Source organism: Paenibacillus sp. J31P316 (assembly GCF_056269105.1).
In genome coordinates this window covers 718832-744545 of sequence record NZ_JBWDNI010000002.1, presented here as the reverse complement: position 1 = coordinate 744545, position 25714 = coordinate 718832, and the positions used below count along the sequence as shown (strand labels likewise).

Below are 25714 nucleotides of genomic sequence, written 5' to 3'. Positions count from 1 at the left end.
CGAACGGGACTTTTTCCAGTTTTGACACTGCCTAGGCCTTGTATTATACTTGGTTAGATAGCTTTTCGGAGGGGTTTGGGGGATACATCGATGACTGAAAGAGTGAAAGTTGTAACATTGGGCTGCGAGAAAAACCTCGTCGATTCCGAGATTATGTCGGGGTTGATTGATGCCAGAGGGTACCAGCTGGTGGATCAGGCTGACGACGCTACCGTAATCATTGTCAACACCTGCGGTTTTATAGATGCCGCGAAAGAAGAGTCCGTCAATACGATTTTGGATATGGCGGAATTTAAGCAAACGGGTCGTTTGAAGGCGCTTATCGTATCGGGCTGCCTGACACAGCGCTATAAGAAACAGCTCATGGACGAAATGCCCGAAATCGACGGCATTGTCGGAACGGGCGATTTTCATCACATTACGGACATTGTCGACGAAGCGCTTCGCGGTAAACGGCCTGTAAAGGTGGGTAATCCGGCTTTCGACTACGATCAGAAGCTGCCGCGCCTGGTTACGACGCCGCGTTATACGGCATACGTGAAGATCGCGGAAGGCTGCGATAATGCATGTACGTTCTGTTCGATCCCGATCATGCGGGGCAAATTCCGCAGCCGTTCGATTGAATCGATCGTTGCCGAAGTGCAGCAGCTTGCCGATCAAGGCGTCCGAGAGGTTAGTTTGATCGCGCAGGATTCCACGAATTATGGTACCGATCTGTATGATAAGTTCATGCTGCCCGAGCTGCTGAACCGTGTCAGCGAAGTGGAAGGGATTTCGTGGGTGCGCTTGCACTACGCATATCCAGGTTTCTTCTCGGACGAGCTGATTGCGACGATCGCAGCGAATCCGAAAGTATGCAACTATATCGATATGCCCTTGCAACACAGCGAAGATTCGATTTTGAAGCGCATGCGCCGTCCCGGACGTCAGCGCGACACTCGTGAGCTGGTCTCCCGCATTCGTGCAAGCATTCCAGACGTTGCACTGCGTACCTCGATCATTGTCGGTTTCCCGGGCGAAACGGAAGAGGACTTCAATCGTTTGTGCGATTTCGTTCGCGATATGAAATTCGACCGTCTTGGCGTCTTTACGTATTCCCCAGAAGAGGATACACCTGCCGTTCGTTTGCCGGACGCCGTGCCGGATGACGTGAAGGAATGGCGTTCCAATACGTTGATGGAAATTCAGCGCGAAGTATCCAAGGAATTGAGCGGCAAGCACATCGGCAAAGAGATCGATGTGTTGGTTGAACGCTACGACGGCCGAAGCGACGTCTACGTTGGCCGTTCGCCGTACGATGCACCTGAAATCGACGGCGAGGTGTTCATTTCCAACTGCAAAGCGGCGATCGGGGAAATTCAAAGGGTGCGGATTACGCATGCTTACGAATTTGATATGTCCGGGGAGGGGCTATAGTGAATTTAGCCAACCGCATCACGCTCGCACGCATCTTTTTGGTGCCCATCATTATGGTGCTGCTGCTTATTAACGTTGATTTGAAGCCGCTCACTTTCGACAGCTCGGATTTCTCGATTACGTGGAATCAGATTTTGGCCGCGATCGTATTTATCGTTGCGGCGAGCACGGACGGTCTTGACGGCTATATCGCACGCAAGAACAAAATCGTTACCAATCTCGGGAAGCTGCTGGATCCGCTGGCGGATAAGCTGCTCGTCGCTGCCGTGCTTATTTCCCTCGTGGAGATGGAGAAGCTGCATGCGTGGATCGCCATCGTGATCATCAGCCGCGAATTCGCGGTTACGGGATTACGGCAGATCGCTTTGCTGGAAGGCTCGGTCGTCGCTGCGAGCACGTGGGGAAAATGGAAGACGGCCGTGCAAATTACGATGATCATCGATTTGCTGCTGAACAATTTTCCGTTCGCGTTCCTCGACTTTCCGTTCGACCAAATCTCGATCTATGCGGCGGCGCTCATCACGGTGTACTCCGGGATCGATTATTTCGTCAAAAACAAAAACCTTATTCCGCTTACCGCATAGTACGACAGCCGGCATCACTCCTTCGCTTTTCATGGACAGAGAGTGATGCTTTGCTTTTCCCTGGCATGCCTGTCATTCATGATCGTATTCGTCTTCTATCCTTTACATAAGAAATGGAGTTGTTCAGATGCGTGCAGAAATCATAGCGGTCGGGACGGAACTGCTGCTCGGTCAGACCGTCAACACGAATGCGACTTATTTGTCGCAGGGGCTGGCAGAGCTCGGAATCGATGTTTATTTTCAAACGGTTGTCGGCGACAATGCAAGCCGCATTCGCGAGGCGATCACGTTGGCCAGAGCCCGCGCGGATTTGATCTTGTTCACGGGCGGACTAGGACCGACGATGGACGATTTGACGAAGGACGCCTTGGCTGAATTCCTGGACCGATCCATTGAAGAACATGCACCGAGCATGATCAAGATCGAAGCCATGTTTACGTCGCGTGGCATTCATATGGTGGAGAGCAACCGCAGGCAGGCGAACCTGATCGAAGGCAGCGATCCGCTGGACAACGAAGCGGGTCTTGCCGTGGGCAACGCGCTTACGGTGGAAGGGACGCATTACGTGCTGCTTCCGGGTCCTCCGCGCGAGATGAGGCCGATGTTCGACGGGCCGGCGAAGACTTGGCTGCGCGGCGTAATGAATGAGGAACGCCGTTTGTATTCGCGCCTGCTTAAGTTTGCCGGAATCGGGGAGTCCACGCTCGAGCAAGCGTTGATCGACTTGATCGAGACGCAGACCGACCCTTCCATAGCCCCCTATGCCAAAGAAGGCGAAGTAGCGATCAGGGTATCCACGAAAGCGCTCAGCGAGCTTGAAGCGAACGGAAGACTGGATGCGGCGGAGCTGCAAATCAAGGAACGCGTAGGACAGTTCCTGTACGCCCGTGAAGACATCACGCTGGAGGAAGCGGTCATCCGTCTGCTCCGGGCATCCGGACGAACGCTCGCCAGCGCAGAGAGCCTCACAGGCGGCCTGTTCGCTCAACTGATCACCCGGATTCCCGGAAGCAGCGGTGAGTTTACGGGAGGCGTCGTGACGTACACGAATTTAATGAAGCATCGCCTGCTTAGCATTCCATTGTCGCAGTTGGAAGGTACGGGCGCGCCGGGGGCTATCAGTGAATCGACGGCCGCTCTCATGGCGGAGCGGGTGCGGGAGCTGGCCGACAGTGATTTCGGCGTCTCGCTCACCGGGGTTGCAGGCCCTTCGGAGTCCGAAGGCAAGCCTGTGGGTCTTGTCTATTTCGGATTGTCAGAGAGAGGCAAGCAGACAAAGGTCTTTACGGCTAACATGAACGGCAACCGCGAAATGATTCGCGTGCGCGCCGTCAAGTCGCTGCTTTACCGACTTTGGCAAGCACTGTCGGGTCATGAAGGAATCTAGATCAGATTGCCAAATAAAGCTTGTCAACGTTTTCTCGATCGACTATAATCGACTTTATACGGAAGAACCGTGGCGAAGATTACTTTGCTGCGGTTCTTTTTTTTGTCTCTCTGTTGGCCAATAGAGAATAAGAATATATGTTCGTAAAAATGCTTGTCAAAGCTATCGAAACAAGGTATCATGAGAATATAAATTATGAGGGATGTGAGTTCGTTGGCGGATCGTAAAGCTGCGCTTGAAATGGCTCTGCGTCAAATAGAGAAGCAATTTGGTAAAGGCTCCATCATGAAACTCGGAGAATCGACACATATGCAAGTGGAAGTCGTATCCAGCGGTGCGCTTGCGTTGGATATCGCACTTGGAATCGGCGGCTTCCCACGCGGCCGCGTCATCGAAGTATACGGACCGGAATCTTCCGGTAAAACGACTGTAGCGCTGCATGCGATCGCCGAAGTACAGCGCGCAGGGGGACAAGCTGCTTTCATCGATGCTGAGCATGCGCTTGACCCATCGTATGCAAGCAAACTAGGCGTCAATATCGATGAGCTCTTGCTGTCACAGCCGGATACAGGCGAGCAAGCGCTTGAAATCGCCGAAGCGCTCGTACGCAGCGGCGCGGTCGACATCGTTGTCGTCGACTCCGTTGCAGCGCTCGTGCCTAAGGCCGAGATCGAAGGCGACATGGGCGATTCTCACGTCGGTCTTCAAGCTCGTCTGATGTCTCAAGCTCTGCGTAAACTTTCCGGTGCGATCAGCAAATCGAAGACGATCGCGATCTTCATCAACCAATTGCGTGAGAAAGTCGGCGTTATGTTCGGTAATCCGGAGACGACGCCAGGCGGCCGCGCTTTGAAATTCTATTCCTCGGTACGTCTTGACGTTCGTCGGATCGAATCGATTAAACAAGGCAATGACGTGGTCGGTAACCGGACACGGATTAAAGTCGTGAAGAATAAGGTTGCGCCTCCGTTTAAGCAGGCGGAAGTTGATATCATGTACGGCGAAGGCATTTCGAAAGAAGGCAGCATCGTTGATATCGGCGTCGAGCACGATATTATCCAGAAGAGCGGTGCCTGGTTCTCCTTTAACGGGGAGCGTCTGGGACAAGGCCGTGAGAATGCGAAGCAGTTCCTGAAGGAACGCAAAGACATTTCTGGCGTTATCGAGCAACAAATTCGCGAAGTCAGCAACGTTGCAGCCGCGGCGACAGCAGGCACTGCGTTCAGCGAGGACGAAGGTACCGAGGACGAATTGGAACTCGATATCGAATAACATCGGTTTGCATGGCATCGACTATTGCATAACGTTAAGCACCTGTGAAGGTGCTTTTCTTTTTTATAAGGGAGTTGAACAAGTTTGCTGACGATTACTAGCGTAGAACAGGATTCGAAGAAGAAGCAGCGGTATTTTTTGTATGTCAATGATGCGAAGGAACCGTTTACGGACGTGCATGAGGATCTATTAATCAAATTTCGACTGCTGAAAGGGCGGGAAATCGACGCCGAAGAATTGAAGCAAATCGTGTTGGAAGATAGTCATCATCGCGCCTACATTTTGGCGCTTGCGTATTTGGGGGCGAGACAGCGGACGGAAAAGGAAATCACCCGATACTTGTCTAAGAAAGAACTGGACGAGCGGTCGGCCCAGATAGCGATCGAACGGCTGCGGAAGGAAGGTCTCGTCAATGACCCGCAATATGCGGAGCTTTTTGCCGCACAGCGGATGCGTACGCAGCTGAAGGGGAGGCGCCTCCTGCAGCAGGAATTGCTTCAGCGCGGCATCAATCGGGATACGGCCAAGGAGGCCGCAGCGAAACTGAGTCCGGAATCGGAGACGGAGATGGCGGTTCGTGCCGCGATGAAGAAATGGCCCTCTATAAAAGGAGAAGAGCGTGAGAGAAAGCAGAAGCTGGCGGTCTTCTTGCTGCGCAGAGGCTTCCCTTCTTCGATCGTCCGAGATGCTGTGAAAGCAGCAGCCGAAGGGGAGCTGGAAGACGAAGATAGGCTGATGCTTGACAATTGATTTTCACAAAAGATAAAATGAGTTTGTATTCTTTCTTCTAGAATCGATTTTCCTTCCAAAAATTGATTCAAAACGATTATTTTCGTCAAATTAAGCATGCACGTTAAAAACCGGCTGGAAAACCAAATACTGTCCCAAGCGTTTGCTTAGGTGAACAACGAGGAGGTGAGATAATGCCAATCTGGGCAACTATCCTGATCGCTCTCGTTGTTGGTGCAATTTTCTTTGGTGTCGGTTATTTTATTCGAAAATCGATCGCCGAGGCCAAAATTTCAAGCGCCGAGCAGGCCGCTAGTCAGATCGTTGACAATGCGAGGAAAGATGCGGAAGCGCTTAAGAAAGAAACGGTTCTCGAAGCGAAAGATGAAGTCCACAAGCTCCGTACCGAGGCTGAGAGAGATATTCGCGAACGTCGCAATGAGGTACAGCGTCTTGAAAGACGACTGATTCAAAAAGAAGAGTCGTTGGATAAAAAAATAGAAGCGCTGGAACGCAAAGAAGAACAAGTAGCCAACAAAGAGAAGCGGATCGAGGAAACACAAGAGCAGATCGATTCACTCTACAAGCAGCAGCTTCATGAACTGGAACGGATTTCGAACTTGACGATGGAGGATGCGAAGCAAGTCATCCTGACCAACGTTGAACAAGAGGTTCGTCATGAAACAGCGCAAATGATCAAAGAGATCGAGTCGCAGGCGAAAGAAGAAGCGGATAAGAAAGCTCGTGATATTATCTCGCTTGCTATTCAACGCTGCGCAGCGGATCATGTGGCAGAAACGACGGTATCCGTCGTCGCGCTGCCGAACGAAGAAATGAAAGGCCGCATTATCGGCCGCGAAGGCCGCAACATCCGTGCACTGGAGACGTTGACCGGTATCGATCTCATCATCGACGATACACCGGAAGCGGTCATCTTGTCCGGTTTCGATCCTATTCGTCGCGAAATTGCCCGCACTTCCCTCGAGAAGCTCGTCGCGGATGGACGTATCCATCCTGCGCGGATCGAGGAAATGGTCGAGAAATCTCGTAAGGAAGTGGACGAGCGCATCCGTGAATACGGAGAGCAGGCGACGTATGAGGTCGGTGTACACGGTTTACACCCGGACTTGATCAAAATTCTTGGCCGTTTGAAATACCGTACCAGCTATGGACAGAATGTGCTGAAGCATTCCATGGAAGTCGCGTATTTGACCGGTCTAATGGCTGCCGAGCTGGGCGAAGACATTACGCTGGCAAGAAGAGCAGGATTACTGCACGATATCGGCAAAGCGCTTGACCACGAAGTGGAAGGGTCGCATGTCGAGATCGGCGTCGAGCTGGCGAAGAAATACAAAGAGCATCCGGTTGTCATCAACAGTATCGCTTCTCACCACGGCGACTGCGAGGCAACTTCGGTTATCGCCATGCTGGTCGGCGCAGCGGATGCATTATCGGCTGCACGTCCAGGGGCAAGAAGAGAGACACTCGAGACGTATATCAAACGCCTGGAGAAGCTGGAAGGCATTTCGGAATCGTTCGAAGGCGTCGAGAAATCTTACGCCATCCAAGCCGGACGCGAGGTTCGCGTCATGGTTCAACCGGACAAAATCGACGATACGGAAGCATTCCGCCTAGCGCGCGACATTACGAAGAAAATCGAGAGCGAGCTCGATTATCCGGGTCATATTAAAGTGACGGTCATCCGCGAGACGCGGGCCGTCGAATATGCCAAATAACAGCATAGCAATCAACACGAGAAAAGTGGCTGCTTGTCAGCCACTTTTCTCGTCTAAACAGAAAGGTTAGGAAGAGCATGAACGTATTATTCATTGGCGATATCGTAGGCAACGTGGGCCGCACGGCGGTCAAGAAAGTGCTTCCGGCACTGAAATCGAAATACAACCCGCATATCATTATCGCAAATGGCGAGAATGCCGCGGCAGGAAGAGGCATTACGTCAGCGATCGTAAAGGAACTGCTGGAAGCCGGCGTGCATGGCATTACGATGGGGAACCATACGTGGGACAACAAGGACATTTTCGAGTGGATCGACGATCAGCCGCGCATCGTTCGGCCGGCTAACTTTGCGCCGGAAGCGCCGGGTCAAGGCGCGACCGTCATCAAAGCCAATGGAAAAGAGCTGGCCATAATCAATCTGCAGGGCCGCACATTCCTGCCGCCGATCGACTGTCCATTTCGGTACGCGGATGAGCTGATCGAGCATTACCAGCAGCAAACGAAAAATATCCTCGTCGATTTTCACGCGGAAGCCACTTCGGAGAAAATTGCCATGGGCTGGCATTTGGATGGGAAAGCGTCGATCGTGCTCGGAACCCATACGCATGTGCAGACGAATGACGATCGGATTTTACCGAATGGAACAGCTTATATTACGGACGTCGGCATGGTCGGTCCGATGGATGGCGTGCTCGGAATGGAGCGGGGGCCAGTACTTCATAAGTTCTTGACCCAGCTGCCCGTACGGTTCGTGGTTGACGAAGGCAATTGGCATTTGCACGGCATATCGGTTGAAATCGACGATGCGACGGGCAAAGCGAAAAAAATTCAAAAAATCAGGCTGACGGAAACGGAATGGCTGCTCATGTAGCAGCCGTTTTTTTTATTTCCGGCCTATTCTCATTCGTACGTCGAAGCAAGTTTAGCCTATCCTCGTTTATGTCTAATAGTATCAAGGGAGAAATACATTCCGGATACGAAAGCAAAGCGCGTCGTTCATTTCTTGCTCTATGAAAATTCTTGCAATTCAGAAGATTTCGCCAACATAGCGCAAGAAAGAAGGAATTATTTGTTCTCTCTCGAATACTATCTTAATAGCGGTATTCATCCATCATTCCCGAGGAGGTCACTTTCATGGATGTCTTAAAAGTTTCAGCAAAGTCCAATCCAAATTCTGTTGCAGGAGCTCTTGCTGGCGTATTGCGTGAGCGCGGAGCGGCTGAATTGCAAGCAATCGGGGCTGGTGCGTTGAATCAAGCGGTAAAGGCGGTTGCGATTGCACGGGGTTTCGTCGCACCGAGCGGGGTAGACCTCATTTGCATCCCGGCATTTACGGACATTGTCATCGATGGAGAAGACCGAACGGCCATCAAGCTCATCGTCGAACCCAGATAGAACCGGGATCAAGAAGCGGCATGTAAGGAATTAGACCTGTTTACGTCGTAGGCAGGTTTTTTTGCATGGGGAAAAACTTCGGGCGGAGGCTGATAAGCCGTGGGAAACTTGCGTAAGGTAGATTTTCACTGCGATGTCTTGTGGAAGCTGCTTGAGAATCCGGCGCTTACGTTCCACAGCGACGATCACCGCAATCTTGACGTTACGCTGCCAAGATTGAAGCAGGCAGATGCGATACTTCAGACCTTTGCCATCTATGTACCGGAGCGAATGGATAAAACGATGGTTCCGATCCTGCAGACGATCGATTTATTCTATCGCAAGGTGCTCACTAATCCTGAAATGGCCTTTATACGCACCTCAAGGGATATCCTGGCACTCCGCCGGCAGTCCGGGGTCATCGGAGCCATGCTGTCTCTCGAGGGCGCAGACGGCCTCCAGGGCGACCCTGCGATGGTGCGTATCCTGTTCGCCCTCGGCGTGCGTGCGGCCGGGCTGACTTGGAACAATGCAAATTGGGCTGCGGACGGCGTTCTGGAGACGCGAGGAGGCGGTTTAACAAAAAAAGGCCGCGCCTTCGTAGAAGAATGTAATAGATTGGGTATACTATTGGATGTGTCCCATCTGAGCGACCGCGCTTTCTGGGATATGCTGCAGGTGTCGACGAAGCCGATTATCGCATCCCACTCCAACAGCCGCTTCATTTGTCCGCATCCGCGCAATTTGGAGGACGAGCAAATCAAAGCGCTGCTGGCTGGCGGAGGACTGATCGGCGTCACGTTCGTGCCGCAGTTCGTATCGTCGCGCGTTCCTGCCGGGATTGCTGACGTGCTGCGTCACGTAGAGCGGATTTGCGAGTTTGGCGGCTTGAACCAGCTGATGTTCGGTTCGGATTTCGATGGCATCGACCATCATGTGGAGGGGCTGACGCATCCAGGCGAGCTGCATCAGCTGCAGGATGCGCTCCTAGTGCGCTATCCGGAAGAGCAGGTGAGAGCGTTTTTTGAAACGAATGCACTTGATTTTCTGGCGAAGCATCTGCCGCATTGATCAATAATTTCTTAACAATCTCGCTGCGATATGGGTATAATCGAAAAGAACTATTCGAGAAAATCGCTGGAACAGCTTGCATTTTAGTACTTAGAGACATAAAATTTATTTGATTATATGATAGGAATGTTGGATCACTTGTTTAATGTTGTCGAAAATATTGCAGGTTTATTCAAAAGAGGAGATGGGCATTTTGATTAGTCAATTGTCTTGGAAAATCGGGGGACAACAAGGGGAAGGCGTTGAAAGTACCGACCGTATTTTCTCGACAGCGCTTAACCGTCTTGGCTATTACTTGTATGGGTACCGCCACTTTTCATCGCGGATTAAAGGCGGTCACACGAACAATAAAATTAGAATCAGCACGCAGCCGAAGCTTGCCATTTCGGACGATCTTGATATTTTGGTCGCATTTGACCAAGAAAGCATCGATTTGAACGCACATGAATTACGTGCGGGCGGCGTGGTCGTAGCTGACGCCAAGTTTAACCCGGTTCTTCCGGAAGGCATTAATGCTCGTCTATTTCCAGTACCAATTACTTCGATCGCAGAGGACCTGGGTACTTCGCTCATGAAAAACATGGTGGCGTCCGGTGCTTCTTGGGCGCTCCTTGGTCTGCCGGTCGATGTTTTCAATAAAGCCGTTGAAGAAGAGTTCGGCCGCAAAGGCGCTGCGATCGTCGAGAAAAATATCGAGGCAGTCAAACGCGGCTCCGACTTCGTGCTCGAGCTTGCGGGCGGACCGCTGGAAGAGTTCCAGCTTGAGCCGGCCGACGGCAAGCAAAAGCTGTTCATGATCGGTAACGAAGCGATCGGCCTCGGAGCCGTAGCAGGCGGCTGCCGCCTCATGTCCGCGTATCCGATTACGCCGGCATCCGAGATCATGGAATATTTGATTAAGAAGCTTCCGAAGTTCGGCGGCACCGTCGTTCAAACGGAAGACGAAATCGCGGCAGTGACAATGGCGATCGGCGCCAACTATGCCGGCGTTCGTACGATGACCGCATCCGCGGGTCCTGGTCTGTCGCTTATGATGGAAGCTATCGGCCTTGCGGGAATGACGGAAACGCCGCTCGTCATCGTAGACACGCAGCGCGGCGGCCCTTCGACAGGCCTGCCGACCAAACAAGAACAATCCGACTTGAACGCAATGGTTTACGGCACGCACGGTGAAATTCCGAAGATCGTCATTGCGCCGGCAAGCCTGGAAGATTGCTTCTACGATACGATCGAATCTTTCAATCTCTCGGAACAATATCAGGTTCCGGTTATTCTAATGACAGACCTCCAGCTCTCGCTGGGCAAGCAGTCCTGCGAGCCGCTGGATCTCAATAAAATGCCGATCAACCGCGGCAAGCTTGTTCGCGAGAGCGAGCTTCCGTCGCTGGAGACGAATGAACTGTTCAAGCGCTACGAGCTGACGGACGACGGCGTATCCCCGCGCGTCATTCCAGGCGATAAATTCGGCTTGCACCACGTCACGGGCGTCGAGCACGATGAGACGGGCCGTCCATCCGAAAGCGCGATTAACCGCAAGCGGATGATGGATAAACGTCTAACGAAGCTTGACGGCGTGTATATCCGCGATGCGGTTCGCGCGGACGCTCCGTATGCGGAAGCAGACCTGCTCATCATCGGCATGGGCTCGACGGGCGGCACGATCGACGAGGCGCGCGTTCGTTTGGAAAGCGACGGTTTGAAAACAAACCATATTACGATTCGCCAAATTCATCCGTTCCCGGCTGAACTGGTAGAGCCTTACCTGAGCAACGCAGCTAAAGTCGTCGTGCTCGAAAACAACGCAACGGGACAGCTGGCTGACCAAGTGAAGCTGCACGCCGGTCATGCGAACAAAATCAAAAGCGTTCTGAAATACGACGGCAATCCGTTCCTGCCTTCCGAAGTGCACAAAGCATGCAAGGAGTTGGTCTAAGATGGCGACATTCAAAGAGTTTCGCAATAACGTTAAACCGAACTGGTGCCCGGGCTGCGGAGATTTCTCCGTCCAAGCCGCAATTCAGCGCGCTGCCGCTAATGTAGGCCTCGAGCCTGAGAAATTGGCAGTCGTATCGGGCATTGGATGCTCCGGCCGGATTTCCGGTTATATTAACGCATACGGCCTGCACGGCATTCACGGCCGCGCGCTGCCGATCGCCCAAGGCGTGAAGCTGGCCAACCGCGAGCTGACGGTCATCGCTTCCGGCGGCGACGGAGACGGCTTCGCAATCGGCATGGGCCATACGGTCCACGCGATTCGCCGTAACATCGACTTGACGTACATCGTCATGGATAACCAAATCTATGGCTTGACGAAAGGTCAAACCTCACCGCGAAGCGCGGAAGGCTTCAAGACGAAATCGACGCCTGAAGGCTCTATCGAGTCGACGCTGTCTCCGCTCGAAATCGCGATGTCGGCCGGCGCAACGTTTATCGCGCAGTCCTTCTCCAGCGACTTGAAGCAGCTGACGGCGCTGATCGAAGCGGGCTTGAACCATAAAGGCTTCTCGCTAATCAACGTATTCAGCCCTTGCGTCACGTTCAACAAAGTGAACACGTACGATTGGTTCAAAGAAAACATCGTCAACCTGGATCAGTTCCCGGATTACGATCCGTCCAACCGTATTGCGGCCATGAACAAGATCATGGAAACGAACGGCATGCTTACCGGCCTGATCTATCAAAACAAAGAGCGTCAAGCTTACGAGTCCATGATCAGCGGCTTCCAGCCGGACGGTCTTGCGAACCAAGACCTGTCGCTGTCGCAAGAGCAGTTCGACAAGCTCGTCGCAGAGTTTAAATAATCGCATATTCTTCCATAGCTCGGAGCAGGCATACCGTTCATTATGAACGGTATGCCTTTCTTACGACAGCGAAGAGAAAGAAGGTAGGGCAAATGGCATTTACGGTTCCTGTCGGCGTATCCGCCCGGCATATTCATTTGGCGCAAGAGCATGTAGAGATCTTATTCGGTTCAGGCGCCGAGTTAACGGTGTTCAAGCCGCTATCTCAGCCAGGCCAATACGCGGCCAACGAAACAGTGGAAGTAACAGGCCCGAAAGGCAGCTTCGGCAAGGTTCGCATTCTGGGTCCAGTACGCAAGCGCACGCAGTTGGAGGTGTCGCGCACGGATGCGTTTACGCTCGGCATCAACCCGCCGGTACGCGAGTCGGGCGATATCGCCGGATCGGCTGGCATCACGATTAAAGGACCTGCCGGCGAGATCGCCATTGAAGAAGGCGTCATCGTCGCAGCGCGGCATATACATTTCCATACAAGCGACGCGGAGCGCATGGGCATAGCGGACAAGCAGCGACTCTCGGTTCGTCTTCACGGGGAACGCGGCGTCATCTTGGAAAACGTCATCGCGCGCGTATCGCCGGAGTTCGCGCTCGACATGCATATCGATACCGACGAAGCGAATGCCGCAGGCGCCAAAACCGGCGACGAGGCTGAGATCATCGGTTAGCCAACAGCCCTCCATGACCCCTATTTCCGCTTGTAGCCGGAGTAGGGGTTTTCAGTCTTTGGAATAGGGCGGACATCCGAGCCCACAGTATCGGCCGTTTACGCATGCCGCCGGTTAAGCTGGAAATGGAGGCGCATTTTTCTTTCTAATCGCGGTGGATTTTGATATAATGCTGGAATGGACACGTATAGAGAGGGGACGTGAAGCTGTGGGCGGCACCGAGAAGGACTTCTCCAAATATTTTGATTTTTCGGGTGCGAAAGTGTTGAAAGAAACCGATGGCAAAACGACCTACCGGATCAACGGTAGGGATATCACGATAAATGCAGCGCCAAGCTACAAAGACGAGAAACGCCGGGGCAAGGAAGAGATTCAGGTTCACTACGAATCCTCGATTCCTCCCGAACTGCAGCAGCTTGGGATAGGCAAAACCTATCACATCACGACGTACGGCTGTCAGATGAACGAGCATGACACGGAAGTGATCAAAGGGATTTTCGAGCAGATGGGTTATCTGCCGACCGAGAATCGCAATGATGCGGACGTTATTCTGCTTAACACCTGTGCGGTTCGCGAGAATGCGGAGGACAAAGTGTTCGGCGAGCTCGGGCATCTCAAGCATCTGAAGCTCGAGAAGCCGGATCTTATCCTCGGCGTATGCGGCTGCATGTCGCAGGAGGAATCGGTCGTCGGCCGAATCATGCAGCGTCACAGCTTCGTCGATCTGATCTTCGGTACGCATAATATCCACCGGCTCCCGTATTTGCTGCAGGATGCGCTCTTCGGCAAAGAGATGGTCGTGGAAGTATGGTCCAAGGAAGGCGACATCATCGAGAATTTGCCTAAGAAGCGCGAAGGCATGCGCGGCTGGGTGAACATCATGTACGGCTGCGACAAGTTCTGTACCTATTGCATCGTTCCGTATACGCGAGGCAAGGAGCGGAGCAGGCGACCGGAGGATGTCATCGCGGAGGTTCGCGAACTGGCACGCCAGGGCTTTAAAGAGATTACGCTGCTCGGCCAGAATGTCAATGCCTATGGCAAAGACTTCGAAGACAGCGATTATCGTTTCGGGGATCTGATGGCGGATATGTCGAAGATCGATATTCCCCGCATCCGGTTTACGACGAGCCATCCGCGCGACTTCGACGATCATCTCATTCAAGTGTTGGCGACAAGAGGGAACCTCGTCGAGCATATTCATCTGCCGGTACAGTCCGGCAGCACGGAAGTGTTGAAGCGGATGAGCCGCAAGTACTCGCGGGAGCTGTACCTGGAGCTTGTCGGCAGGATCAAGCTGATCATTCCGGACGTCGTGTTGACGACCGACATCATTGTCGGGTTCCCTGGCGAGACGGATGAGCAGTTCGAAGAAACGCTGTCGCTGATGAGGGAAGTCGGATTTTCCTCGGCGTATACGTTCATTTATTCCCCGCGCGAAGGGACGCCTGCAGCGGATATGGAAGATAATATTCCGACGAGCGTCAAGAAATCGCGTCTGGCGCGCTTGAACGAAGTCGTAGCCGAGCAGAGCCTGCGAAGCAATCGGCTGCTGGTCGATCAAACCGTCGAAGTGCTGATCGAAGGACAAAGCAAGAACAATCCGGAGGTGCTCGCCGGACGGACGCGCACGAATAAGCTTGTACATATGACGGGTCCAGCTTCCTGGATCGGACAATTTATCGAGGCGCGCGTGACGGAAGTACAAACGTGGTATATCAAGGCCGAACCGATCATGGAAGTACTCGAACAAGAAGCGGTATCTTAACGATTAGAGGAGCGACATACAATGGCAAACGAACAACAACTGAAGCATGACCACGATCACGATCACGACCATGATGCAGGATGCGCGGTACCGAAATTCAATTCGGAGGATATCATCGTGCGCGCCGACATTATGGCGAAGACGAAAGAACTCGCTTCGATGATCTTCACTTCCGAGGAAGTCCAGCAATTCCAGCGCGCCGAGAAGCAAATTCAAGGCAATGAGCGCGTTCAGGGCTTGATCGCCCAAATCAAGAAGAAGCAGAAGGAAGTCGTCGCCTTCGAAACGACCTTCAAAAACGCCGATATGGTTGCCAAAATCGAGAAAGAAATCGAAGTGCTCCAAGACGAGCTGGACGGCATTCCGATCATTACGGAATTCCAGCAAAGCCAAGCGGACATCAATTATTTGCTGCAAACGGTCGTTTCCGTCATTCGGGATACGGTAGCAGAGAAAATCACGATCGAGGATGCGCAGACGGAAGATCCGGAAGAGTGCATGTAATAAGCGAACAAAAAACACCTGCCGATTCGACGCGTATGCGCGCGCTCGGCAGGTGTTTTCTATAGGAGAACGTTAGGCTTTATGTTGAGATAAAGGAATGAGTGCTACGCAGAAGACGACGTTCGGCCGCCGGCGCGTTTCCATATCAATGTGAGCAGCAGTGCGGCTGCGGCAAACGCGCCGCCGAGCCAGAAGCCGTAATCCCGCCCGAGCATGTCATTCACGAACCCGGCCAGGAAAGGACCTGCGAACATCCCGATGGAATAAATCGCCTGGTAGAAGCCCATTGCGGTGGCTCGCTTGGACGACTCGAAGGGCTGGATGGCAAGCCCCAGCAGAATGGGCAGATGCATGCCCTGCGCGAAGCCGTTCAGCACCTGCGTGAGCGCGAGCGTACCCAGATTCGGTGCGAAAGCGATTGCAACCGTGAAGATGCCGCTAAGCAAGTACGCTGTGCCGATGATGTTCCATGTTCCAAATCTCGGCACGAGCCATCGGCCGGTGATGAGCGATGCGAGGCCATGCGGAACCATAAAGGCGATCACGATGAGCGTGAGCTGGCCATTCGATGCGCCGAGCGACGTTGCTTTCAATGGCGTGAAGCCGAACATGGTGATGAATAAGACGCAATGCGCGAGTATCGAGAGCATTGAAACCTGCTGCAGCGACGGCGTCCGAACAACCTCCCGCAAGTGACGGAGCGAGATTGGAGCACGCGCGACTCCTTCTCTCGGTTCCTTGATGGCGAAGGCCAGGCCAAGCCCGGCAAGGCCAATGAAAATTCCGGCCGTGAAGGCGGCATTCCAGCTGAACGTATCGGCGAGCCAGCCGCTCAGGATCATGCCGATCAGCTGTCCGGATACCGTCAGGAAGCTGATATTGCTCATCGCTTTCGTCGCTTCGGACGAGGCGAAGTAGGCGGCGTACAGCACGGTGAACGCGACCCATGAGGAGGCGCACACGCCCGACATCATGCGTCCCGCCAGCGGCCATATCCACGAACCGGGAATCATGAACAGAAGGCAGCTGAGCGTGCCGGTGATCATGCCGAGCATGAGAAACGGCTTTCGCTTCTGCAGCTTATCGGACAGCAGGCCCAGCGGGAAACGGACGAACATTTGGACGAATCCGTAGCTCCCGAGCACGATGCCGATCAGGACATCGGAGTATCCGCCGCTTTTCAAGAACGGGGACAGGATCGGGACGTACACATAAAGCGTGGACCAGTACAGCAGCGTAACGACGATGAAAATGATATGATCCGAGCGGTTCGTCGGGATTAAAGCCGATTGCTCGCGGGAATTCGCTTCTGCGGACAAAGGAACCTTCACTCCTCCAAATGTAATTAAGATGTCAGCTTTCTTAATGTATAATAGGCCGAAAGGAAGAGCAATCCTTTTTAAGCAATCCGTTCCTGATAGAGAAACTTATTGGCATGTAAATTCGTATTCATTAGCATGAAGGTTGGACAAGCGAACTCATCGTGAAGGAGTAGGAAAGCATGAAGAAACCATGGATTCGAGAATTGCGGGACTGGTGCGTGACGCTTGGAATCGCGATTACGGCGGCGCTTCTCATTCAGAATTACGCGTTTGCGCAAACCGAGGTCAAAAATATTTCGATGCAAAAAACGCTCGTTGACGGTCAGCGGCTTATCGAGGACAAGCTGAGCTACCATTTCGAATCGCCGCATCAGGGTGACATCGTTATTATCGACGGGCCCGAAAGCGACAGGAGGCTCATCAAGCGGGTCATCGGATTGCCTGGCGACGTAATCGATTTTACGAACGACGGCCATGTGCTGGTGAACGATAAGGTGCTTCAAGAACCCTATGTGAAAGGCTTGTCTTACTCCAACGGCATGCGGGTACCGTTCACCGTTCCAGCCAAATCCGTATTCGTCATGGGCGACAATCGCGAGAACAGCCAAGACAGCCGGATGCTGGGTCCGATCGCGATCTCAAGCTTGGAAGGAAGGGCCGTGTTCCGGCTGTGGCCGCTGAGCAAGTTCGGCCAGTTGGATTAACCGATGCCGTTTACTTTTTCGCATCCGTTGTTCTCGGCACCGCTGAAGCGCATGGCGCCAAATTGGCTGAGCGTCACCGGGCTCGTGCTCGGCAGCATGATTCCGGATATGGAATATTTCATGGCGATGGAATCCTACCAGACGATCGGGCATTCGCTGCGCGGTTTCTTGCTTCAGGGTTTGCCGCTCAGCATAGGGTTCGCGATTGCCTTTCACACCGTCGTAAAGCCGGTGCTGCCGAAATTTCTGCCAGCGGCCGGAGGCTTGGACCAATTTGCGAAGCACATGACGTCTGAAGAGTGGCGTCTGAATACCGCGCGCGCGTGGATGGTTTTCCTCGTCTCGCTGCTCATCGGGTATTGGACGCATATGTTCATGGATGCCTGGACGCATTCGTCCGGCGTGTTCGCCGAATGGTTCCCATTCCTGCAAATGAAAATCAGGGACGAGCCTCTCTATCAGCTGATGCAATATGGACTATCGTTGATTGGCCTTGGGGTTCCGGGCCTCATGCTGGTCTATCGGTACATACGGTGGCGCGAGCGGACCGGGACAGCAAAGCAACCTTCGCTGTCAGCCTCGGGAACGAAGATGCTGTTATGGCTGGCAGCCTTCGTCTTCGGATTCGTCTTGTTTGCGGGAAAAATGCTGTCGTCGGTGGATCGGACTTACTGGGTCAGCGACTTGGTCGTGGCTCCGTTGTCCTCCGCGCTCTTCGGAATTTTCTTCGCCTGCCTGTTCTATCAGGCTGCCAAGAAACGCAAGCTGGCCCAGGCGCTGGGTCTCGCGGCATTGACGTTCTTTGCTATGATGGCATTCAACACCGTCCTGTATCTATGGATGCCGGAACAGACCTTTCATTCCTCGCCGTTCTGGGGGCATCCTCCCAAAGGACATTCCCAAACGCTGTGGAACGGATACTTATGGTGCTGGTCCGCGCTGCTGCTGCTTGGCAGCAAAGTAATTGGCGGCGATCCGGGAGTCAGGCAGCAGCGGGTAGCGGGCAAGAAGCGTACGCCTTCGCTTTAAGCGGCGCGCGCTTCGAACATCGACAGTGACTATGAAATCGTTCGTGAAGGCATGCTTATGGCGGCGCTCAACGATACGGCGGCTGGACATGGCAGGCTTCCGGAAGGTAAAATGCTAGGTAGAATCGCAATTATGAAGCTAGAAGGAGCGGTAAACGGATAATGGGTGAAATCACGGCAAGCGAACTGGAAACCCGTCTTCGGGAAGGCGAGAAGCTCAGCGTCATCGACGTTCGGGAACCGGATGAATGGGAATCCGGCCATATTAAAGAAGCAGTCAGCATTCCGCTGTCCGTCTTCGTCGAACGGGTGGGCGAATTGAACGGATTCGAGGAGCCCCTATACATGGTCTGCCGCAGCGGCAACCGCAGCGGCAAAGCCTGCGACTATTTATCGGCGCAAGGCTATGAGGTCGTCAACGTTCTTGGCGGCATGCTCAGCTGGCCGGGCGAGGTCGCTACGGGTAAATAAGCGTTTCAAACAAAGGCACTTTCGTATTTCTATGCGAAGGTGTTTTTTTTGTATCATGCGGCATCTCTTGGCGCCATATAGTGGAGAGTAGGACAGCTTGGGGGTATCGGCCCGGCTGACCGAGCAAGGCGAAGGAGGGCGGCCATGCAGCCTCAAAGCGAGGAAGAAGTGCTCGATCTGCGCATTCACGGGATGAGCTGCACCGCATGCGCGACAAGGATCGAGCGAGCCGTCGGCAAGCTGTCCGGCGTCTCGACCGTGTCGGTACATTACGCGGCGAAGTCCGCCTATATTACGTATGATGCCGGAACGGCCACGCCTGCCGGTATTATCGAGCGAATCAGTCAAATCGGTTTTCAAGCCTTTCCGCACGGACGGGATGGCAGCGGCGGTTCGGAGATCGATGCGCTCAAACTGCGCGTATTTGTCGGCATCCTCCTTACGCTGCCGCTGTTATGGACGATGGCGCATCATTATGCGGTGCTGAGCTTCATTCCTGTACCGTCCTTTATCGAGGATCCGATCCTGCAGCTTCTTCTGGCCTCGATCGTGCAGTTTTTTATCGGGATGCCGTTTTACTTCGGTGCCTATTACGCACTTCGCGAACGAACGGCCAATATGGATGTGCTGGTGGCGATCGGCACGACGGCCGCGTATGTATACAGCTATGCTGCCATGCTGGCGGGAGGCGCGCTCTATTTCGAAACGTCGGCCGTCGTCATTACGGCGGTGCTGATCGGCAAGCTGCTGGAGGCAGCCGCGTCGGAGCGGGTCATGAAGGAAGGCGACGGCTATGCATCGCTGCAGGCGAAGGAGGCCATCGTGGTGCGGGGCGGCAAGACGGAACGAATCCCGCTTGACCGTCTGCGGATCGGGGATCAGCTTATCGTCGAATCGAACGAGCATCTGCCTGCCGACGGACTGATCGTGGAAGGGGAATCGACGCTGGACGAATCGTTTCTGACCGGCGAGAGCGGACTCGTGAAACGAACGGCGGGCGAGCATGTATACGCGGGAACTACCGTCAGAGGCCAGCCGCTGCGGCTGCAGGTGGTCGCAACGGGACGAGATACGATGCTGAGCCGTATCGCGGCGATGACGCGCCAGGCGCAGGCGACCAAATCATCCATCGGCCGCAAGGTGGACCGAATGTCGGCCGTGTTCGTCCCGGTCATGATGCTGTTGTCGTTCAGCACGCTGCTGCTGTGGCTGCTGTGGCTCGATCCGGGTAATTGGAAGACGGCATCCATCCATGCGCTGGCCGTCCTTCTCGCTGCTTGTCCGTGCGCGCTTGGGCTCGCGGCACCGATTTCGCTTGTATTGGCTACGGGCAAGCTCGCTCGGCGCGGCATCGTCCTGAAGGAAGCCGGCGCTCTGGAGAGACTGGCGTCGCTTGATCTCATCGTATTGGATAAGACGGGCACGTTAACAGAGGGCAAGCCGGCGGTGACGGGGATATCCGCTCTCAATGGCGCTCCGAACGCGCTGCTGCGGCTGGCGGCCGCCGCAGAGGAACGTTCGCAGCATCCGTTTGCGGCTGCTATGCGAGAATCCGCCCGGCGAGCCGGTCTCGTCGTACCGGTCTCGACTTCTTATGACGCCTACCCGGGCAAAGGCATTGAAGCGCTCGTGGAAGGCAAATCGATCGCGATCGGAAATGCAGCCTTCGCCGCAGAGCGGGCTTGGGGAATCCACCGTTCCCTTCATGGATTCGCCGCACGGAAAGAGGAAGCGGGCGAAACGGTAATCTACGCGTTCGTCGATGGCGTATGCGCCGGCGCCTTCTCGCTGTCCGATTCCGTGAAGCGTACGTCCAAGGAAGCAGTGGAAGGCTTGCTTGCCGAAGGGGTAAGCGTGCTTCTGGCCACGGGCGATCATCCGTCCGCAGCGGCGAAAGCGGCGGCGATGACCGGCATCAAGGACGTACATGCTTCCTTGCTGCCAGAGCAGAAGGCGGCCTTGATCCGCAGGCTGCAGGATGAAGGGCTTGCGGTAGCGATGGCCGGAGACGGCTGGAACGATGCGCCGGCGCTAGCGGCAGCGGACGTCGGAATCGCGATGGGCGGAGGGACGGAGGCTGCGCTTGACGCCGGCGATATGACGCTGCTCCGTTCGAGGCTGACGGGCATCTCCGAAGCGCTGTTAATTAGTCGTCTGACCGTGCGCAACATCCGGCAAAACCTCGGTTTTGCCTTCTTGTACAATGCCGTCGTCATTCCGTTTGCCGCCATTGGCGGCATCGAGCCGTGGATGGCCGGCACGGCGATGGCGCTCAGCTCCGTATCGGTCGTCGGGAATGCGCTGCGTCTGAACGGACAGATGAGACGGCAGCTGGATCAGCCTTTATCGACGTAGGCGGTCCCGAAAGAATGACGGTTTCTATTGTAGACAACCTCGGTCAACGGTGGTATAGTTACTCGGAAACAATTACATAGCTGTTGTTACAGGTGCTGAAACCGCAGTCGCTGCGAGCTTCAGCTTAATAGGGAAGACCGGTGAGAAACCGGCACGGACCCGCCACTGTAAGGAGTGCCAAGGCTGTTCATGCAGCCCCGGCAATGCCTCATGACTAGTCACTGGACGCGCTGTCGTTCGGGAAGACCGTGATGCATCTGCTCCAAGTCAGGAGACCTGCCTGTAACGGATAACGCTACCTACGAGGACTTAGGGGAGTGTTAGAAATTGGCACTGACACCGATTCGAATGATGAATCCCCGCCTGGTTGGCAGGACGTGTTATGGCCGCTGTTCATTGCGACATGAGCATTTCTGACACAACCGTCGGGGATGCTTTTTTTGTTGGGTTAAAACCCCGTCCGGATGCAGCAAGAAGTGAGAGGACACGAAAGAATATTGAAATTAGGAGCGAGAAAACATGAACACGAATCACAAGAAATCATCTATCGCATGGAAATCATTTTTTGCCTTGATGATCGTTGCCGTCATGCTTGCAACGACAGCCTGCGGCTCGAAAAAGGCCAACGAAAACGGCGAAGCGGGGACAACTTCCAATACGCAGGCATCTAATGACGCGAATGCGTCTGGTGCGTCCAATAATTCGGCGGACAACGGCAACGCGGCGGACAGCGGCGATACTTCGGGCAATGCGGCCCAGGCTACCGTTTATCCGCTTACGGTCAAGGACGTTACGGGAACCGAGCTGACGTTCAACGCCGCTCCTAAACGGATCGTTACGCTGGTGCCGAGCGAGACCGAAATCGTGTACGCGCTTGGCGCAGGCGAATCGGTCGTTGCCGTGGACAACTACTCGAATTATCCGAGCGAAGCGGCGGACAAGCCGAAGATCGGCGACATGAACGCAGATATCGAGAAGATCGTATCGCTCAAACCGGATCTCGTTCTTGCGTCTTACACGATGAGCCAAGCGGTGGTCGACAAACTTCGCTCGTTGAAGCTGCCCGTCTACGCGACGGATCCAAAGACCTATGATGCGGTTATCGACAAAGTGAAGCAGATCGGGACGATTCTCGATAAAACGAAAGCATCGGACGAAGTGGCCGCTCATATGGAAGAAGTAAGAATGCAAGTGGTTAATGCGGTTAAGGATGCGCCTAAGCCGAACGTTTACCTGGAATTCTCGCCGGGATGGACGGTTGGCAAAGGGGAGTTCCTCGATGAACTCATTACGCTGGCAGGCGGAACCAACGTCGCGACGGAGACGGGCTGGTACGAAATCGATCCGGAGGCGGTCGTGAAAGCTAACCCCGACGCGATCATCTATGCATCGATGACGGTCAAAGAAGGGGAGAAAAACCCGATCCTCGCAGCGATCGAGAGCCGACCGGGATGGCAAGTGATTAACGCCATTAAAGGTAAAAAGGTGTTCGAGGTCGACCAAGATCCGCTTACGCGCGTCGGGCCGCGGCTTGCCGAAGGGCTGCTGGAAATCGCGGCCAAGCTGCATCCGGACCTGTTCAAATAAATGCGAAGGAAACTATTCCTGTATGGAGGGGCAGCGATGCTCCTCTTACTTGCATCTGTCGTCGTTAGTTTGTCGATCGGATCCGCCGGGTTGGCATTGCGGGATGTGTGGGGCATTCTTATACATCAACTGCCATGGATGCCCGATGCCGATACGAAATGGGATGCTTCGGATATCGTCATCGTGACGCAGCTGAGGCTGTCGCGCGTTATTCTCGGCGTGCTGGTCGGCGCTTGCTTGGCGCTTGCCGGAGCGGGCTTTCAAGGCGTGCTTCGCAATCCGCTCGCCGATCCGTTTACGCTCGGCGTCGCTTCGGGCTGCTCCGTAGGGGCGGCCTTTATGATCGTGTTCGGCCTGCAAACGGTGCTCGGCTTATGGACGGTGCCGCTTGTCGCCTTCGTGACGGGCATGGTTACGCTGTTAGCCGTATTCGGCTTATCGCGTGCAAGAGGCGGGATGAACGTCGAGACGCTCATCCTGTCGGGGGTAATCGTGCAAGCTTTCCTGGGTGCGGTCGTCTCGTTCATGGTCATGATGTCTCAGGATGTCGTCAATGCGGCGATGTTTTGGCTGATGGGCAGCCTCAGCGCGCGAAGCTGGGAACATGTGCGGCTGATCACGCCGTTTCTGATTATCGGACTGCCGGTCATGATCCGGTATGCCCAGCATTTGAATCTGTTCGTCTTCGGCGAGCGCCACGCGGCGCATCTCGGCGTCAACGTCGAACGCACGAAGCTGATCGTCCTTCTTACTTGCACGCTCCTGACGGCGGTTGCCGTCTCGATCGCCGGCGTCGTCGGTTTCGTCGGGCTGGTCGTACCGCATCTCATCCGTCTGATCGTCGGGCCGGACTACCGGATCATCGTCCCCTTGTCCGCGATCGGCGGCGGGTTCTATATGGTATGGGCAGATACGCTGGCCAGAACGGCGCTTAGTCCGAAAGAAATATCGCTCGGCATCGTGACGGCATTCATCGGCGCTCCGTTCTTTGCGTATTTGCTTTACCGGCACAAGGTGCAGCAGGGAGGAGTCGCATGATCGAAGCGAAGGCGGTCTCACTGGCCCTTGCGGGACGGAACATACTTAATGACATTAACTTTATGATGGAAAAAGGCGCGATGTACGGTATCATCGGTCCGAATGGGGTTGGCAAATCAACGCTGCTGCGTCTGCTCTCGGGGACGGAAAAGCCGACGACAGGCGAAGTGCTGCTCTCAGGCAGGCGCGTCTCGGATTACAAGCGCAAGGAGCTGGCCAAGCAGTTGGCCGTGCTTCAGCAAGGGGGCTTGCCGGCAGTCGGTTTCACGGTTCGCGAAGCGGTGCGAATGGGGCGATTCCCTTATCAGAATTGGTTAGGCGAAGAGCCGTATGCAGGCGAACAATTCATAGAACGGGTACTGGAGGACATGGGGCTTCGCGGGCTGGAGAACCGCCGGGTCGACGGCTTAAGCGGGGGCGAGCGGCAGCGCGTCGCCTTGGCGAAGGTCATGGCGCAGGAGCCGGAGCTGCTGCTGCTCGACGAGCCGACGACCTATTTGGATATCGGCTATCAGGTTCAACTGCTGGATACGGTCAAGCGCTGGCAGGCGGAGCGCCGGTTGACGGTCGTAGCCGTGCTGCATGACCTTAACCTGGCGGCGCATTATTGCGACAAGCTGCTGGTGCTTCGAGAAGGAACTGTCGAAGTGTTCGGGCCGCCGCAGCAGGTTATGAATCCTGAAATGATCAAGCGCGTATTCGACGCGAACGCTGTCGTCCTGCCGCATCCGGATACGGGCGTGCCTCAGCTGCTGCTTCGGCCTGAAGCGCCATTATCGGAACAGAGATATGAAAGGGTGCGAAATGATGAATGAACAAAGGTTAATGTCATTAATCGAGTCCATCGGAGAATTGGACCAAGCTGCTATGGCGGCGGCGGAAAAGCATCTAAATAGTTTGACTAAGCCTCCGGGCAGTCTGGGCCGGCTTGAGGACATTGCCGTGCAAGCCGCGGGCATCACCGGAGAAATCGCAGCGGATGTCTCGAAGCGCGCCGTCATCGTGATGGCGGGCGACCACGGCGTATGCGAAGAAGGCGTCAGTGCCTTCCCCGCGGAGGTGACGCCGCAGATGGTCATGAATTTCTTGGCCGGCGGCGCGGCCGTGAACGTGCTCGCTCGCGGTGCAGGTGCCGATGTGTTTTGCGTCGATATGGGCGTTAACGCGGATATGGAGCATGCTGCACTCATTACGTGCAAGACGCGCAAGGGAACCGCGAATATGGCGCGAGAAGCCGCCATGACAAGGGATGACGCGACAGCCGCCTTGCTCGGCGGATTCGAGCTGGTGTCCCGGTTAGCCGCGGATGGCTATCGAATGTTCGCGACGGGAGATATGGGCATCGGCAATACGACGGCCAGCGCAGCGCTTTGCACGGTGCTCGGAGGCATGACGGCAGACGAAGCGGTGGGGCTTGGAACGGGCATCGATGAAGAACGCCGTCTGCATAAGGTGGAAATCGTCAAGCGCGCGCTGGACTGCAATCGACCGGATGCGTCCGATCCCATCGATGCGCTGGCGAAAGTCGGCGGACTGGAAATCGCTGGACTGGCCGGCGTCATTCTCGGTGCGGCGGCGAATCGCTGCATCGTTGTCGTCGACGGCTTCATCTCCTCGGCGGCCGCATTAGCTGCCGTCGCGATTGCGCCAAAGGCGTCCGCGTACATGGTCGGCTCGCATCTGTCTCAGGAGCAAGGGCATGCCAAGCTGCTGCGCAAGCTGGGGCTGTCGCCTATGATTCAGCTCGATATGCGGCTTGGCGAAGGCACGGGCGCCGTTCTGGCGTTTCATTTCGTCGATGCGGCCGTGGCCGTCATGCGGGAAATGGCAACTTTCGAAAGCGCGGGCGTATCGCGGGAGTAGGTCGATTGGGAAACTAATACGAGAGCGTGAACGGGGTG

At 54.7% G+C, this 25714-nt stretch carries 23 protein-coding genes and 1 riboswitch; of the genes, 22 read left to right on the top strand and 1 reads right to left on the bottom strand.

The features are described from left to right. Positions 1 to 90: 90 nt before the first annotated feature. The 14 genes from rimO (at position 91) to AC0YNU_RS08640 (ending at position 15308) form a co-directional block, all read left to right on the top strand. Complete coding sequence (rimO, locus tag AC0YNU_RS08705; RefSeq protein ID WP_475755301.1) at positions 91 to 1416, top strand: 30S ribosomal protein S12 methylthiotransferase RimO; 1326 nt, start codon at positions 91 to 93, stop codon at positions 1414 to 1416. Beyond that, positions 1416 to 2000: a CDP-diacylglycerol--glycerol-3-phosphate 3-phosphatidyltransferase gene (gene pgsA / locus AC0YNU_RS08700; RefSeq protein ID WP_475755299.1), complete on the top strand. Its 585-nt coding sequence runs from the start codon at positions 1416 to 1418 to the stop codon at positions 1998 to 2000. The genes rimO and pgsA overlap by 1 nt, the downstream gene beginning before the upstream one ends. Positions 2001 to 2127: 127 nt before the next feature. Then, positions 2128 to 3387, top strand: coding sequence for a competence/damage-inducible protein A (locus tag AC0YNU_RS08695; RefSeq protein WP_475755297.1), 1260 nt, complete (start codon positions 2128 to 2130; stop codon positions 3385 to 3387). Between the two features lie 213 nt (positions 3388 to 3600). Next, positions 3601 to 4659, top strand: a complete 1059-nt coding sequence (gene recA, locus AC0YNU_RS08690) for a recombinase RecA (protein WP_475755294.1) — start codon at positions 3601 to 3603, stop codon at positions 4657 to 4659. An 84-nt stretch (positions 4660 to 4743) separates the two neighbouring features. Next, complete coding sequence (locus AC0YNU_RS08685; protein WP_475755292.1) at positions 4744 to 5409, top strand: RecX family transcriptional regulator; 666 nt, start codon at positions 4744 to 4746, stop codon at positions 5407 to 5409. Positions 5410 to 5582: 173 nt separating this feature from the next. Further along, on the top strand, positions 5583 to 7124 hold the full coding sequence (gene rny, locus AC0YNU_RS08680) for a ribonuclease Y (RefSeq protein ID WP_161696882.1): 1542 nt from the start codon (positions 5583 to 5585) through the stop codon (positions 7122 to 7124). Positions 7125 to 7201: 77 nt separating this feature from the next. Next, the gene (locus AC0YNU_RS08675) at positions 7202 to 7996 is read left to right on the top strand and encodes a TIGR00282 family metallophosphoesterase (protein ID WP_475755290.1); all 795 of its coding nucleotides are present in this window, start codon (positions 7202 to 7204) and stop codon (positions 7994 to 7996) included. 263 nt (positions 7997 to 8259) lie between these two features. Then, positions 8260 to 8520: a stage V sporulation protein S gene (locus AC0YNU_RS08670; RefSeq protein ID WP_028597363.1), complete on the top strand. Its 261-nt coding sequence runs from the start codon at positions 8260 to 8262 to the stop codon at positions 8518 to 8520. 99 nt (positions 8521 to 8619) lie between these two features. Then, positions 8620 to 9570 (top strand): dipeptidase, encoded by a 951-nt coding sequence (locus AC0YNU_RS08665; protein ID WP_475755287.1) that lies wholly within the window; start codon positions 8620 to 8622, stop codon positions 9568 to 9570. A gap of 193 nt (positions 9571 to 9763) precedes the next feature. Continuing rightward, a complete protein-coding gene (locus AC0YNU_RS08660) occupies positions 9764 to 11503 on the top strand; it encodes a 2-oxoacid:acceptor oxidoreductase subunit alpha (RefSeq protein ID WP_475755285.1) in 1740 nt (579 codons plus the stop codon). A gap of 1 nt (position 11504) precedes the next feature. Beyond that, positions 11505 to 12371, top strand: a complete 867-nt coding sequence (locus AC0YNU_RS08655; RefSeq protein ID WP_475755283.1) for a 2-oxoacid:ferredoxin oxidoreductase subunit beta — start codon at positions 11505 to 11507, stop codon at positions 12369 to 12371. A 92-nt stretch (positions 12372 to 12463) separates the two neighbouring features. After that, a complete protein-coding gene (locus AC0YNU_RS08650; protein ID WP_475755281.1) occupies positions 12464 to 13036 on the top strand; it encodes a phosphate propanoyltransferase in 573 nt (190 codons plus the stop codon). 169 nt (positions 13037 to 13205) lie between these two features. Continuing rightward, positions 13206 to 14804, top strand: coding sequence for a tRNA (N6-isopentenyl adenosine(37)-C2)-methylthiotransferase MiaB (miaB, locus tag AC0YNU_RS08645; protein WP_475755279.1), 1599 nt, complete (start codon positions 13206 to 13208; stop codon positions 14802 to 14804). A 21-nt stretch (positions 14805 to 14825) separates the two neighbouring features. Beyond that, positions 14826 to 15308 carry a YlbF/YmcA family competence regulator gene (locus AC0YNU_RS08640; protein WP_475755277.1) on the top strand — a complete coding sequence of 161 codons (483 nt, stop codon included), beginning with the start codon at positions 14826 to 14828 and terminating at the stop codon, positions 15306 to 15308. A gap of 104 nt (positions 15309 to 15412) precedes the next feature. On the opposite strand, the gene AC0YNU_RS08635 is transcribed toward AC0YNU_RS08640, so the two are convergent. Further along, positions 15413 to 16627 (bottom strand): MFS transporter, encoded by a 1215-nt coding sequence (locus AC0YNU_RS08635; RefSeq protein WP_475755275.1) that lies wholly within the window; start codon positions 16625 to 16627, stop codon positions 15413 to 15415. Positions 16628 to 16809: 182 nt separating this feature from the next. Between AC0YNU_RS08635 and lepB the strand changes: the two genes are divergently transcribed. The 8 genes from lepB (at position 16810) to cobT (ending at position 25676) form a co-directional block, all read left to right on the top strand. Further along, positions 16810 to 17334: a signal peptidase I gene (gene lepB / locus AC0YNU_RS08630; protein WP_475755273.1), complete on the top strand. Its 525-nt coding sequence runs from the start codon at positions 16810 to 16812 to the stop codon at positions 17332 to 17334. Between the two features lie 3 nt (positions 17335 to 17337). Continuing rightward, complete coding sequence (locus tag AC0YNU_RS08625; RefSeq protein WP_475755271.1) at positions 17338 to 18363, top strand: DUF4184 family protein; 1026 nt, start codon at positions 17338 to 17340, stop codon at positions 18361 to 18363. A 161-nt stretch (positions 18364 to 18524) separates the two neighbouring features. Then, entirely contained in the window at positions 18525 to 18833 is a 309-nt protein-coding gene (locus AC0YNU_RS08620; RefSeq protein ID WP_475755269.1) for a rhodanese-like domain-containing protein, read from the top strand. Between the two features lie 144 nt (positions 18834 to 18977). Then, positions 18978 to 21188 (top strand): heavy metal translocating P-type ATPase, encoded by a 2211-nt coding sequence (locus AC0YNU_RS08615; protein WP_475755265.1) that lies wholly within the window; start codon positions 18978 to 18980, stop codon positions 21186 to 21188. Between the two features lie 73 nt (positions 21189 to 21261). Continuing rightward, positions 21262 to 21486: riboswitch (cobalamin riboswitch) on the top strand. A gap of 221 nt (positions 21487 to 21707) precedes the next feature. Next, the gene (locus AC0YNU_RS08610; RefSeq protein WP_475755263.1) at positions 21708 to 22775 is read left to right on the top strand and encodes an ABC transporter substrate-binding protein; all 1068 of its coding nucleotides are present in this window, start codon (positions 21708 to 21710) and stop codon (positions 22773 to 22775) included. Continuing rightward, on the top strand, positions 22776 to 23813 hold the full coding sequence (locus tag AC0YNU_RS08605) for a FecCD family ABC transporter permease (RefSeq protein WP_475755261.1): 1038 nt from the start codon (positions 22776 to 22778) through the stop codon (positions 23811 to 23813). Beyond that, on the top strand, positions 23810 to 24628 hold the full coding sequence (locus tag AC0YNU_RS08600) for a heme ABC transporter ATP-binding protein (protein ID WP_475755259.1): 819 nt from the start codon (positions 23810 to 23812) through the stop codon (positions 24626 to 24628). Before AC0YNU_RS08605 ends, AC0YNU_RS08600 begins: the two co-directional genes overlap by 4 nt. Further along, positions 24621 to 25676 carry a nicotinate-nucleotide--dimethylbenzimidazole phosphoribosyltransferase gene (cobT, locus tag AC0YNU_RS08595; RefSeq protein ID WP_475755257.1) on the top strand — a complete coding sequence of 352 codons (1056 nt, stop codon included), beginning with the start codon at positions 24621 to 24623 and terminating at the stop codon, positions 25674 to 25676. Before AC0YNU_RS08600 ends, cobT begins: the two co-directional genes overlap by 8 nt. The last annotated feature ends 38 nt before the right edge of the window (positions 25677 to 25714 follow it).